This window comes from Methylobacterium sp. R2-1 (assembly GCF_014191355.1).
GTDB lineage: Bacteria > Pseudomonadota > Alphaproteobacteria > Rhizobiales > Beijerinckiaceae > Methylobacterium.
Genome location: NZ_JACHWM010000008.1, coordinates 94,589 through 107,878 on the forward strand (window position 1 = coordinate 94,589; position 13,290 = coordinate 107,878).

Annotated in this window: 10 protein-coding genes; 4 read left to right on the forward strand and 6 right to left on the reverse strand. The window is 68.0% G+C overall.

Annotated features, from left to right (window positions below; translation table 11 throughout):
* Window positions 1–165 precede the first annotated feature (165 nt).
* A complete protein-coding gene (locus FHU13_RS12960; protein ID WP_183436289.1) occupies window positions 166–1,368 on the forward strand; it encodes a pyridoxal phosphate-dependent aminotransferase in 1,203 nt (400 codons plus the stop codon).
* Between the two features lie 421 nt (window positions 1,369–1,789).
* Window positions 1,790–2,089: a hypothetical protein gene (locus FHU13_RS12965; RefSeq protein WP_183436290.1), complete on the forward strand. Its 300-nt coding sequence runs from the start codon at window positions 1,790–1,792 to the stop codon at window positions 2,087–2,089.
* A 77-nt stretch (window positions 2,090–2,166) separates the two neighbouring features.
* On the opposite strand, the gene ppx is transcribed toward FHU13_RS12965, so the two are convergent.
* The 4 genes from ppx to FHU13_RS12985 all read right to left on the reverse strand — a co-directional run bounded on the left by ppx (window position 2,167) and on the right by FHU13_RS12985 (window position 8,202).
* Window positions 2,167–3,720 (reverse strand): exopolyphosphatase, encoded by a 1,554-nt coding sequence (ppx, locus tag FHU13_RS12970; protein ID WP_183436291.1) that lies wholly within the window; start codon window positions 3,718–3,720, stop codon window positions 2,167–2,169.
* A 76-nt stretch (window positions 3,721–3,796) separates the two neighbouring features.
* Window positions 3,797–6,163, reverse strand: coding sequence for an RNA degradosome polyphosphate kinase (locus FHU13_RS12975; RefSeq protein WP_183436292.1), 2,367 nt, complete (start codon window positions 6,161–6,163; stop codon window positions 3,797–3,799).
* A gap of 152 nt (window positions 6,164–6,315) precedes the next feature.
* Window positions 6,316–7,062: a hypothetical protein gene (locus FHU13_RS12980; RefSeq protein ID WP_183436293.1), complete on the reverse strand. Its 747-nt coding sequence runs from the start codon at window positions 7,060–7,062 to the stop codon at window positions 6,316–6,318.
* Between the two features lie 27 nt (window positions 7,063–7,089).
* Complete coding sequence (locus FHU13_RS12985) at window positions 7,090–8,202, reverse strand: AI-2E family transporter (RefSeq protein ID WP_183436294.1); 1,113 nt, start codon at window positions 8,200–8,202, stop codon at window positions 7,090–7,092.
* Between the two features lie 231 nt (window positions 8,203–8,433).
* On the opposite strand from FHU13_RS12985, the gene purM reads away from it, so the two are divergent.
* Together purM and purN are read left to right on the forward strand one after the other, a co-directional pair.
* The gene (gene purM, locus FHU13_RS12990; RefSeq protein WP_183436295.1) at window positions 8,434–9,501 is read left to right on the forward strand and encodes a phosphoribosylformylglycinamidine cyclo-ligase; all 1,068 of its coding nucleotides are present in this window, start codon (window positions 8,434–8,436) and stop codon (window positions 9,499–9,501) included.
* Window positions 9,498–10,157 (forward strand): phosphoribosylglycinamide formyltransferase, encoded by a 660-nt coding sequence (purN, locus tag FHU13_RS12995; protein WP_183436296.1) that lies wholly within the window; start codon window positions 9,498–9,500, stop codon window positions 10,155–10,157. Before purM ends, purN begins: the two co-directional genes overlap by 4 nt.
* Before the next feature lie 175 nt (window positions 10,158–10,332).
* On the opposite strand, the gene FHU13_RS13000 is transcribed toward purN, so the two are convergent.
* Together FHU13_RS13000 and FHU13_RS13005 are read right to left on the reverse strand one after the other, a co-directional pair.
* Window positions 10,333–11,904 (reverse strand): SpoVR family protein, encoded by a 1,572-nt coding sequence (locus FHU13_RS13000; RefSeq protein ID WP_183436297.1) that lies wholly within the window; start codon window positions 11,902–11,904, stop codon window positions 10,333–10,335.
* A 53-nt stretch (window positions 11,905–11,957) separates the two neighbouring features.
* Window positions 11,958–13,256 carry a YeaH/YhbH family protein gene (locus tag FHU13_RS13005; RefSeq protein WP_183436298.1) on the reverse strand — a complete coding sequence of 433 codons (1,299 nt, stop codon included), beginning with the start codon at window positions 13,254–13,256 and terminating at the stop codon, window positions 11,958–11,960.
* Window positions 13,257–13,290 lie beyond the last annotated feature (34 nt).

Here is a 13,290-nt window from a genome sequence, read left to right on the forward strand (position 1 = left end):
TGGCCGCCTGGGGCGCCACCGCGCGTCGTTCACCGAGGTCGCGCACCGGGAGGCAGCCTCCCACTCACTGCGCTTGCCCGTGCCGCGGCGCATGATTACGAGGGCCCCGATGCCCGGAACACCTTTCGGGCCGCCCGACACTCGAAGACTTTTCGGAGATCTCCCATGGGCTTTCTCGCCGACGCCCTCTCACGGGTGAAGCCGTCCGCGACCATCGCGATGACCCAGAAGGCGCGCGAGCTGAAAGCCTCGGGCGTCGACGTCATCAGCCTCTCTGTGGGAGAGCCGGACTTCGATACGCCCGATCACATCAAGGAGGCGGCGATCGATGCGATCCGCCGCGGCGAGACGAAGTATCCGCCGGTCTCCGGCATCAACCCTCTGCGCGAGGCGATCGTCAAGAAGTTCAAGCGCGAGAACGGGCTCGACTACAAGGTCTCGCAGACCATCGTCGGCACCGGCGGCAAGCACGTCATCTACAACGCCCTGCTCGCCACCCTGAACCCCGGCGACGAAGTCGTGATCCCGCGCCCGTACTGGGTCTCCTATCCTGAAATGGTGATTCTGTGCGGCGGCACACCGGTCTTCGCGGACACCGACATGGCGCACGACTTCAAGCTCCAGCCGGAGGATCTCGAGCGCGTCATCACCCCGAAGACGAAGTGGATCATCCTCAACTCGCCGTCGAACCCGTCGGGCGCCGCCTACACCCGCGACGAGATGAAGAAGATCACCGACGTTCTGATGCGCCATCCGCATGTCTGGGTGCTCACCGACGACATGTACGAGCACCTGACCTACGGCGACTTCGAGTTCGTCACCCCGGCCCAGGTCGAGCCCGGCCTCTACGAGCGCACGCTCACCATGAACGGCGTCTCGAAGGCCTATGCCATGACCGGCTGGCGCATCGGCTACGCCGCGGGCCCGGAGCCGCTCATCAAGGCGATGGACTTCGTACAGGGCCAGCAGACCTCGGGCGCATCCTCGATCTCGCAATGGGCGGCGGTGGCGGCACTCGACGGCACGCAGGAGCACCTCGCCCGCTTCAAGGCCGCCTTCCAGGAGCGACGCGATCTCGTGGTCTCGATGCTGAACCAGTCGAAGGGCCTGAAGTGCCCGGTGCCGGAGGGCGCGTTCTACGTCTACCCGTCCTGCGCCGAGCTGATCGGCAAGACCACCGAGACCGGCAAGACCATCGGCTCGGACGAGGACTTCGTCACCGAGCTGCTCCAGGCCGAGGGCGTCGCCGCGGTCCACGGCTCGGCCTTCGGTCTGGGTCCGAACCTGCGCATCTCGTACGCCACCTCCAACAAGACCCTGGAGGAGGCCTGCCGGCGGATCCAGCGTTTCTGCGGCTCGCTGCGGTAAGCGGCGCTTCGCGCAATGCATTGCCGGAAGGGCAGCGGCGTCACGGCGCGGTTGCCCGCGGCGGCGCGGACCTCTACATCGGCCCTCCCCGCGGCCGATGCGCCTGACGGTTTCGCGAGCCCTCTCGGGCCTGCGTGGCGGCGGGGCCGGCAGTGACGGGGCGGTGCGGACCAGTTCTCTGCGCCGTTCCTGTGACGCTCAGTGGGCCGAGCGGCTGCAGGTGCGTCGGGAGCGCGGGGAACAGGAACCGCGATTCCGGCGCATGGCCCACCCGAATCCCCGATTTCTCCCCGGCCCGGGTCGACCCCGGATCGGGGATGGTCTTTCAGGGCTCGTGCGGGAACCGTTAACGGTCTTTCGCAAGGGAAAACGAACCGGCAGCGTGCAATCTCCCGGCCCGTCGTCGCAGAGAGGTTACGCCATGTCTCAATCCGGCAGAGCCCGCGTTTCCGCCCGTCAGTACCTGCCGGAATCGAAGCTGGAAGACCTCGCGAGCAGCCTGCGGCGTCTCGCCAATCACCGCGGTCTCGTCCGCGGCGAGATCGCCAGTCCGATGCTGCTGCGCCTGCTCCCGCCGCCCCGGCGTGCCGAGGAGAAGAAATACGAGGTCGAGCTGCGCCAACGCCTTGCCGACGCCAAGCTCGACGGGCCGCGCATCGCCTATCTCATGGCTGATGCGGAGCGCGAGATCGCGATCGCTCATACCCGCCTGTCGGGCTGAATCGGTTGATAAGGGCATTGCGCGCCACATGCCCCCGTTTCAGGAACCAGCTGCAGCGGTGCCTCGAAACGGCCAGATCAGACGACCTCGACCCGCCCGTCCAGCCCGACCACTCGGCCAAGCCCACGCACGCGGCTCAGGAGGCGCTCGCCGTTGAGGTCGGCTCGATCGGCGGGCAGACGCAGCACCACCTTGCCGTCCTCCACCGCGATCGGCATCCGCGTGAGTGGCCCGGCCATGCCGGCCGAGACCGGAAAGGCGACGCGCATCAGCGCGCCGACGAGGCGGGCGCGATCGAACAGGCGCGGACCGGCGAGCATGCGCAGAGTCGGGCTGGCCTTCTCCGGGGCCACGCCCTCGTGACGGAAATAGCCCGAGAGAGCGAGATAGGCGCGACCCGGATGGTCGATGCCGGCGAAGGCCGCGTTGGCGAGCACGTTGAGGCTCTGCTCGCCACGATAGTCGGGATGGGCCCGCCAGCCGATATCCGAGAGCAGGCAGGCGGCGTGCCGTAACCGCCGCTCGCCCGCGGTCTCGGGGCCGTCGAGGGTGGTGATGAAGTGGTCGGTCCAGTCGCGCAGCTCCTCGCCGTGAGCGGGCGAGCGGGCACGCTGCACATTCAGTTCCTGGGCCGAGACGATCAGCGGGTCGGTGAGACGGGTCTCGCGATCGAGCTGCTCGAACAGCAGGCCCTCGCGCACACCGAAGGCGGAAATGGCGATCTCGCGGGGCCGGCCCAGCCGGATGATCTCTTCGAGCACGACTGCGCCGAAGGCCAGAAGCGGCCGGCGCGCCTCGGAGATGCTCTCGACCTCCTGCAAGGTCGCGGCGTCGCTCGCCTCGACCATTTCGAGGAAGCTCAGTTCGTCGGAGGGCTCCACCGTGTAGCCGTGCATGACGTGGAGCGGATAGTCCCGAGCAGCCTGATGCAGCCGGGCGAGCGCCCGCCACGTGCCGCCGACCGCATAGAAGGTGCGCCCGCGTAAGGTATCGAGCTGCGGCTCGGCCTTCTTCAGATGCTCGCGGGCGATCTTGCGCGCCTTCTTGAGCGAGCCTTCGGAGAGATCCTGCAGCGCCAGCCCGCCGAGCGGCATGGTCACGCCCTGACCCGTCATGGTGCCGTTGACGTCGACCAGTTCGAGCGAGCCGCCGCCGAGGTCGCCGACCACCCCGTCGGGCGCGTAGAAGCCGGAGACCACACCGAGCGCCGACAGTTCCGCCTCGCGCCGACCGGAGAGAAGTTGGATGTCCTGACCGAGCGCCTCGCGCGCCGACTCCAGAAAAGCCGGGCCGTTGGCAGCGTCCCGCGCGGCGGCGGTGGCCAGAACGAAGATGCGCGAAACCTTCATCGTTTCGCACAGGATGCGGAAGCGGCGCAGGGCCGTGAGCGCCCGCTGCACGGAATCCTCGTTGAGGCGGCCCGTGGAGAAGACGCTGCGGCCGAGCCCGCACAAGACTTTCTCGTTGTAGAGCGGCGTCGAGGCGCGCTGGAGCCCGTCATAGGCGACGAGCCGCACGGAATTCGAGCCGATATCGATGATCGCGACGGGTTCGAACGCCATGCCAGTGATCATCGGAGCCGGCCGTTCGACGGAGTGGGCGAGCGTCAGGTGAGGACGTGTCGGACCCATGTAGCCCCCGTGTCAGGGAGGCGCCCCGCGGACGGGACGCTCACGATGAAGTGGGGCCGAGAGGCCGACCCTGCGATCAGGACCGCTGGGCGCGTCGGCTGAGCGCCCGCGGGCTCGATTTCTTCGACGACTTGCCGCGCCCGGATAGGCTCGGATTCGTCATGAAGTACTTGTGCGCGTTGAACGGCTCCTCCCCTTCCGCGGGGCTGATCCGCTCGCTCGCACCCGATGCCAGTACACGCCAGCTCTGCCGGTTGTCGAGGAGGTTGGCCAGCATGATCTGGTCGAGCACCTGCTGATGCACAGTCGGGTTGGTGATCGGCAGCAGGGACTCGACACGCCGGTCGAGATTGCGCTGCATCAGGTCGGCCGAGGAGATGTAGACGGTGGCCTTCGGGTGCGGCAGCCCGGCGCCGTTGCCGAAGGCGTAGACGCGCTCGTGCTCGAGGAAGCGCCCGACGATCGATTTCACCCGGATCGTGTCGGACAGGCCCGGAATGCCCGGCCGCAGGCAGCAGATGCCACGCACGATGCAGTCGATCTGCACGCCCTCCTGGCTCGCGTCGTAGAGCGCGTCGATGATCTGCGGATCGACCAGCGAGTTGCACTTGATCCAGATCGCCGCCGGACGCCCGGCCTTGGCGTGGGCGATCTCCTCCTCGATGTGCTGGAGCAGACGCGGCTTCAGGGTCAGCGGCGACACGGCCATGCGCTCCAGCTCCGCCGGCTCGGCGTAGCCGGTGATGAAGTTGAAGATGCGCGAAACGTCCCGGGCGATGGCCGGGTCGGCGGTAAAGAAGGACAGGTCCGTGTAGATGCGCGCTGTGATCGGGTGATAGTTGCCGGTGCCGACGTGGCAGTAGGTGACGAGGCGATCGCCCTCGCGGCGCACCACCATCGACAGCTTGGCATGGGTCTTCAGCTCGACGAAGCCGAACACCACCTGCGCGCCCGCCTTCTCAAGGTTGCGCGCCCAGCGGATATTGGCCTCTTCGTCGAACCGGGCCTTCAGCTCGACGAGCGCCGTGACCGACTTGCCGGCCTCCGCCGCTTCCGCGAGCGCGGCGACGATCGGCGAGTTCGACGAGGTGCGGTAGAGCGTCTGCTTGATCGCCACTACGTTCGGGTCGCGGGCGGCCTGGGCCAGAAACTGCACCACCGAGTCGAACGATTCGTAGGGGTGGTGGACGATGAAGTCCTTCTGCCGGATCGCAGCAAAGACGTCGCCGCCCGATTCGCGGATGCGCTCGGGGAAACGTGGGTTGTAGGGCTTGAACTTGAGGTCGGGCCGGTCGATCCCGACGATCTGCGACAGCTCGTTGAGCGCCAGCATGCCCTCGACCACGAAGATGGAATCGGGAGCGATCTCCAGTTCGTCGGCGACGAAGGCGCGCAGCTCCTCCGTCATGCCCGCCTCGATCTCCAGGCGGATGACGACGCCGCGGCGGCGGCGCTTGATCGCCGATTCGAAGTGCAGGACGAGATCCTCCGCCTCCTCCTCGATCTCCAGATCGGAGTCGCGCACGACGCGGAAGGCGCCCTGCCCTTTGAGAGAGTAGCCGGGGAAGAGCCGGCTCGCGTATTTCGCGATCACCTGCTCGATGGCGATGAAACGGGCCGTGCCGTCGCCGGCCACGTCGGGCAGTCGCACGAAGCGGTCGAGCAGAGCCGGCAAGCGGATCAGTGCGCGGAGGGTACGCCCGTCGCGGGGCCGCACCATCATCAGCGCGACGGTGAAGCCGAGATTCGGGATGAACGGGAAGGGGTGGGCCGGATCGATGGCGAGCGGCGTCAGCACCGGGAAGATGTAGGACAGGAAGTAGTCGTCGAGCCAGGCGAGGTGCTCGTCCGACAGCTCTGCCGGCTCCGCGAGGTGGATGCCGTTTGCGTTCAGCTCCTCTCGCAAGGCCCGCCAGCGGTCCTGCTGGTCGAGGGCGAGGCGCGAGACTTCGTTGCCGATGCGCGACAACTGCTCCGAGGGGGTCAGACCATCCTGCGAGGGCACGACGAGGCCGGCGCGGACCTGATCGTGCAGGCCGGCCACGCGCACCATGAAGAATTCGTCGAGGTTGTTGGCCGAGATCGAGAGGAAGCGCAGCTGCTCCAAGAGCGGATGGTTCGGGTTGGCGGATTCCTCCAGCACCCGGCGGTTGAACTGGAGCCAGGACAGCTCGCGGTTCACGAAGCGCTCGGGCGAGTGGCGCAGCGACCGGCCGGCCTCCAGCACCGGCTCGCGGGCGGCCTCGGCCGCGGCGCCTTCCCTCTCCGCATCGGGCTCGGCCGGCTTCTCGGCGGCCTTCTCCGCGGCGAGGATGCGGGCGGCGCGGGCGGTGCGGGCGCGGGCGGATTCGCTGCGCACGCCCCGCTCGGTGGCGAGACTCGTCTCTTCGGCCTCGGTCGCCTCCGCGTCCCGGGCGACGACATCCGACTCCACTTCCGACAACGCGATGGCTCCCTTCGGTTCCGATCCGGCCCGGCTCAAGGTTTTCGTGGTGACGCGCTTTCGTTCAATGAACCGGCATCCACTGCATCGGAAAGCGCTCTAGCACGGGTCGGCCGGACCCGTTTGACGGTTTCATGACAACGAATGGCGGTTCACGACGCTCCCGTATCGGCGTCAGCCTCGTCCCCCTCCTCCGTCTCCCTCGGACCGTCATCGGCCGCCATCCGCTCGAGGACGGCGAGCGCCAGCGGCCGGGTGATGCGGCGGCGGCGGCCCAGTGCATCGCGGTCGAGTTCGGCCACGACCTCGCGGACGCGGGCGAGGGAGCGGTCGATGCGCAGGGCCAGAGCATCGACCACCGAGGTATCGATGCCGAGCTGCCGGTCGGCGAACAGCTTGACGATGACCGCCTTCAGGAGCGCGTCGTCCGGCGAGCCGATCTCGGCGCCGGGCGCGAGCCGCAGCCGTGAGCGCAGATCGGGGACCCTCAATCCGAAACCGTCCACCGGTCCGCAGGCCGTGAGCAGCACCGGAAAGCGCCGCTCGCGGGCGAGGTTGAGCAGGTGGAACAGAGCCGCCTCGTCGCGGCCAGCCTCGCGTTCGACATCCTCGACCACGAGGGCGCCGTTGGAGATGAGGTGGGAGACCCGCTCCATAGAGACGTCCGAGGCGGAGACCGTCCAGGCTTGCGCCCGCGTCGCCCAGATCGAGGCGAGATGGCTCTTGCCGCTTCCGGGCGGACCACGGAGCAGGAATACGGTGTCCGGCCAGTCGGGCCACGCCTCGATCAGGGCATAGGCTTCCTCGTTCGAGGGGCTGACCAGAAAATCCTCGGCGCCGTAGCGCGGATCGAGCGGCAGATCGAAGGCGAGCTGCTTCGGGGGGGCGTTGTCGCGCATCGGGACACCATACACCGACGCGCGCGATCAATCGCGGGGGGGCAGCGAGGGGCTCCCGGAATCCCCGATCAGCACCGGACCGTCGCCCCGGTAGATCTTGCTCTCCAGGTAGCGCTCGATGCCGAAGCGCACGACGACGCCGATGGACGCGGCGACCGGCACGGCGAGGAGAAGCCCGAGGAAGCCGAACAGCGAGCCGAAGGCGAGCAGCGCGAACATCAGCCAGACCGGGTGGAGGCCGACTGAGTCACCCACGAGCTTGGGCGAGATCACGTTGCCCTCAAGGAACTGTCCGACGAGGAACACGCCGACGGTCAGCCCGATATGCAGCCAATCGCCGGTGGGCCACCACTGCACCAGGGCGACGCCGACCGAGAGCATGAAGCCGGTGAGGGTGCCGACATAGGGGATGAAGGTGAGGAAGCCGGAGATCATCCCGATCAACACGCCGAAGTTCAGCCCGACGAGAAACAGGCCGACCGCGTAGAACGAGCCGAGGATCAGGCAGACGAGACTCTGGCCGCGCACGAAGCCGGTCACCGCCCCGTCGATCTCGCCCGCGAGCCGCCGTGCCGTCGGGCGGTGGCGCGGGGGCACCCAGCCGTCGAGGGCGGCGATCATCCGGTCCCAGTCGTGCAGCACGTAAAAGGCGACGACCGGCGTCACGACGAGCAGCGAGGCGATGGAAATGAGGGCTTGGCTCCCCGTCCAGAGCGACTTGAGGAAGGCCAGGAACCACGCACCGCCCTGTCCCACCAGCGTGCCGACGGAAGATTGCAGTTCGTTGACCACCTCCGTGCCGCCGATCCGCTGGAGCAGCGGCCCGGCCCGCTCCACGAGGATGCTTTGCAGCCGTCCGACCATGGTCGGCAGGGAATTGACGAGGGAGGCAATCTGCCCGGCGGCCAGCGGCACGGCAATGATGAGCACCACCACCAGCCCGATAACGAAGCCGGCCAGGATCAGCAGGGTCGCGGCGAGCCTGCCGAGACCGAGCCGCTCCAACCGGTCTGCCAGCGGATCGAGCAGGTAGGCCAGCGCCAGCCCCGCCACGAAGGGCAGCATCACCTCGCGCAGCTCGTAGAGCAGGAAGATGAGAACCGCGAGGATCGAGAGCCCGATGATTGCTCTGCTGCGCATCAAGGCTTCCTTCCTTCCCCCGGTCCGGCACGGACAGTGGGAAGCGTGGCGATCCGGGTCAAGGCGAGGTTTACAAGGAACCCGCCGGCCTCGTGCCCGGCCCTTTTCGCGCCCGGCGAAACATGATGCTGTGCCGAACCCGCCGCCCCGCACCGGTGACGGTGGTCAATCGCGCCGCGATGTGGCAGCGGGTTTCCGCATGATCAGCGAATACCGGACGACGGGGCGGCGATGACGGCGCAGGACGAGAACGGACTCACCTACGCGCAGGCCGGCGTCGACATCGACGCCGGCAACGCGCTCGTCGAGACGATCAAGCCGCTGGTGCGCGCCACGCGCCGGCCGGGCGCCGATGCCGAGATCGGCGGCTTCGGCGGCCTGTTCGATCTCAAGGCGGCGGGCTTCAAGGACGCGATCCTGGTGGCCGCCAACGACGGCGTCGGCACCAAGGTGAAGATTGCCATCGAGACCGGACGCCACCACACGATCGGCATCGACCTCGTGGCGATGTGCGTCAACGACATCATCGTGCAGGGCGCCGAGCCCCTGTTCTTTCTCGACTACTACGCCACCGGAAAGCTTGTGCCCGGTGTCGGTGCCGACATCGTGCGCGGCATCGCCGAGGGTTGCCGGCAGGCGGGCTGCGCGCTGATCGGTGGCGAGACCGCCGAGATGCCGGGCCTCTACGACGGCTCCGACTACGATCTGGCCGGCTTCTCCGTGGGCGCAGCCGAGCGCGGCACGCTGCTGCCGCGGCCCGGCATCCTACCCGGCGACGTCGTGCTCGGCCTGCCCTCCTCGGGCGTCCACTCGAACGGCTTCTCGCTGGTGCGGAGGATCGTGGCCAAGACCGGCCTCGCTTACGACGCCGACGCGCCCTTCGCCCCCGGCCGCAGCCTCGGCGAGGCACTGCTGGAGCCGACCCGGATCTACGTGAAGCCGCTGCTCGCCGCCCTGAAGCGGGCCGGCGGCATCCGGGCGCTCGCCCACATCACCGGCGGCGGCTTTCCCGACAACCTCCCCCGCGTCCTGCCCGACGGCGTCGGCATCGAGATCGACCTCTCGGCGATTGCCGTGCCGCCAGTCTTCGGCTGGCTGGCGCGCGAGGGCGGCGTCGCCGAATCCGAGATGCTGCGCACCTTCAACTGCGGCATCGGCATGGTGGTGGTCGCCGCCGCCGACGCGGCGGATGCCGTGGCGGACGCGCTGACCGAGGCCGGCGAGGCGCCGGTCCGGCTCGGGCACATCACCGAGCGGGGCGCGGAGCCGGTGACCTTCACGGGGCAACTTGCCCTGTGAGCACGCCGGTCACGAAGAAGCGCGTCGCGATCCTGATCTCGGGCCGCGGCTCGAACATGGTCTCGCTGATCGAGGCGGGGCGCGCGCCGGACTATCCGGCCGAGATCGTGCTCGTGCTCTCGAACCGTCCCGACGCCGCCGGTCTCGACCGCGCGCGGGAGGCGGGCATCCCGGCCCGCGCCATCGACCACAAGGCATTTCCGGACCGGGCCCGCTTCGATGCGGCGCTTCAGGCGGAACTGGACGGCGCCGGGATCGAGCTGATCGTGCTCGCCGGCTTCATGCGCATCCTCACCGATGCCTTCGTGGAAGCCTGGGCGGGCCGGATGATCAACATCCATCCCTCACTGCTGCCGCTGTTCAAGGGCACCCACACCCACGAGCGGGCCCTGGAAGCGGGGGTGCGCCTGCACGGCTGCACCGTGCACTACGTCGTGCCGGAGCTCGATGCCGGGCCGATCGTGGCGCAAGCCGCCGTGCCCGTGCTGCCGGGCGATGATGCCGATACGCTGAGCGCCCGGGTGATCGTTCAGGAGCACCGGCTCTACCCGGCGGCGCTCGCCCTGATCGCGGGCGGCGGCGCCGCGTTGGACGGGGGCCGCGTACGCTTCTCGGCGCAGGAGCGCGACACGGGGGCGGCAATCCTGTCGCTCTGAACACCAATCCGATCGGCCTGCTCCATCCCGCAACCTCATCCTGAGGTGCCGCAAAGCGGTCTCGAAGGGTGCCCCGGCTCTCGCGTGATCCCTGAAGATCCTTCGAGTGCGACGCGACGCGCCGCCACCTCAGGATCAGGATGCGGATGGGAGCAGCCGAGCAGGCCGCTGAAAATCAGAAGAAAATCGGCCGCGCGCTTGCGGAATGCTCGACCAGCACCGCGCCGGTCGACGGATCGACTTCCTTGAGCACGGCGTCGTAGCCCCAGAGGTCGGCGAGGTGCTGGAGCACCCGTCGTGCGTCGTCCCGCTGCAGGGTGATGCGGTTCAGCGCCTTGTGGTGGAGGATGAGCCGGCGGTCGCCCTCCAGATCGACATCCACCACCTCGATATCGGGGTCGAGCCACGCCACGTCGTACTGCCGGGCGAAGGAGCGGCGCATCTTGCGGTAGCCGCGCTCGTCGTGGATCGCCTCGACGCGCATCTCCGGCTCGTCGGGATCGTCCACGACGTGAAACAGGCGCATGCCGCGCATCAATTTCGGGCTCAGGAACTGCGCGATGAAGCTCTCGTCGCGGTAGTTCTCCCAGCAATCGCGGAGCACCCCCATGGCGTCACCGCGGCCGGCGATGTCGGGGAACCACTCGCGATCCTCCTGCGTCGGCTGCTCCACGATGCGGGCGATGTCCTGCATCATGGCAAACCCCAGGGCGTAGGGATTGTGCCCGCCGAAGGAGCGGTCGTCGAAGTTCGGCTGGCGGATGACGTTGGTGTGCGAGGTCAGGAATTCGAGATAAGCCGCCTCGCTCAGCTGACCTTTCTGCGAGAGCGCGTTCATGATCCGGTAGTGGCAGTAGGTGGCGCAGCCCTCGTTCATCACCTTGGTCTGGCGCTGCGGGTAGAAGTACTGCGCGACCAGCCGGACGATCCGAAGAATCTCGCGCTGCCAGGGCCGCAGCCGCGGCGCAACCTTCTCCAGGAAGTAGAGGATGTTTTCCTGGGGCAACTCCAACAGCGCCCGGCGGCGCTCCAGCGCCGGGTCGCCCTTCTGCCCGCCGGCCTTGGCCGGCAGGGTGCGCCAGAGGTCGTTGTAGATCTGCTCGCCGTGCTCCTCGCGCTCGCGCTCGCGCCGCTGCTCGCTCGCCAGATCCGGACGCTTCTTGCGGGGATAGCGGTGGACGCCCTGGCTCATCAGGGCATGGGCGGCGTCGAGTACGTGCTCGACCGCCTCATGCCCGTAGCGTTCCTCGCAACGGGCGATGTAGCCCTTGGCGAAATCGAGATAGTCGAGGATGCCCTCCGCATCCGTCCACTGGCGGAACAGATAGTTGTTCTTGAAGAAGTGGTTATGCCCGAAGGCGGCATGGGCGATCACCAGCGTCTGCATCGTCGCCGTGTTCTCCTCCATGACGTAGGAGATGCACGGATCGGAGTTGATGACGATTTCGTAGGCGAGCCCCATCAGGCCGCGGCGGTAGCTCGCCTCCTGCTGAGCGAAATGCTTGCCGAAGGACCAGTGCTTGTAGAACAGCGGCATGCCGATCGATGCATAGGCGTCGAGCATCTGCTCGGCAGTGATGATCTCGATCTGGTTCGGGTACCACGACAGGCCGAGTTCCGGCCCGGCCACGGCCTCACAGGCGTCGTGGATGCGCCGGATCGTCTCGAAATCCCAGTCATTGCCGGAGAACAGCAACTCGCCCGGCTTCGGGGCTGTGGACTTCGTGCGGCTCAGGCTCGCGACCATGTCGGCCCTTCTCTTCGACGCTGTCTCTCCTCCCCTCGCGGGGAGGCCGATCGCTACGCCTCCGCCCGCGCGTCCTTGCGGCCGAACAGCTCGCGGAACACGGGGTAGATGTCGCGGCGGTGATTCACTTTGCGCATGGCGAGCGGCTCGCCGGCCTTGGCGAGCGCCTCGTAGGTGCGCCACAGGGTGGTGCGGTGCTCAACGAAGCCGGCGCGCGGGCCATTCTCATCGCCGACTTCCAGATAGGCGAAGTGCTGGCAGGCCGGCAGAATGTGCGCGCGCAACAGTTCGGTCGAGGTCGGCCCGTCGGAGGAGACGTTGTCACCGTCCGAGGCTTGCGCCGCGTAGATGTTCCAGTCGTCGGGCGAGTAGCGCTCGGTGACGATGCGCTTCATCTCCATGAGCGCGGAGGAGACCAGCGTGCCGCCGGTCTCGCGGGAGCCGAAGAAGGTCTCCTCGTCCACCTCCGTCGCCTTGTCGGTGTGGCGGATGAAGACGATCTCGACGTGCTTGTAGCGGCGCGTCAGGAAGATGTGCAGCAGGATGTAGAAGCGCTTGGCCAGATCCTTCATGTGCTCGGTCATCGAGCCCGAGACGTCCATCAGGCAGAACATCACGGCTTGCGCGATCGGCTTCGGATAGGGCTCGAAGCGGCGGAAGCGCAGGTCGATCGGGTCGACGTAGGGGATGCGCTTGGAGCGCTCGCGCAAGCCGAGCAGCTTGAGCTCCAGGTCGGGCAGGCGCGGATCGTTCGCGGCTTCGGCCTCGGCGATCTCCGCCTCAAGCGCCGCGACCTCCTCGAGCTTGGGGCGCTTGAGGGCGATGCGCCGGGACATCGAGTTGCGCAGCGTCCGCGACAGCGCGAGGTTCGCCGGCGAGCCCGAGACGGTGTAGCCGGCCCGGCGCAAGCCTTCCGTCTCCACCACCGCGAGGCGGCGCTTGGCGAGATCGGGCAGTTCGAGGTCCTCGAGGAAGAGGTCGAGGAATTCTTCCCGCGTCAGGACGAAGTGGAAAGCGTCCTCGCTGTTCTCGCCTCCGTCGCCACCTTCCCCGGAGCCGCCCCCGCCCCCGCCGCCCGGCGGGCGCTCGATGCGGTCGCCCTCCACGTAGGTCTTGTTGCCGGGCAGGATATAGTCCTGATGCCCCGTACCCGGCTGGCGCGAGAAGCGCGGCTCGCGCACCCCGTCGCCGGGCACGGAGATGCGCCCGTCCTTGCCGAGGTTCTTGATGTCCTTCTCTCGGGCGGACTCCCGAACCGCGCGCTGCGCGACGTCCTTGACCCGGCGCAGGAAGCGCTGGCGGTTCGGGAGGCTCTTCCCACCTGGATTGAGCCGACGGTCGACGATGTGCATCCGGGGTCGCTCAGCGCCTAGTTTCACGTCCCTG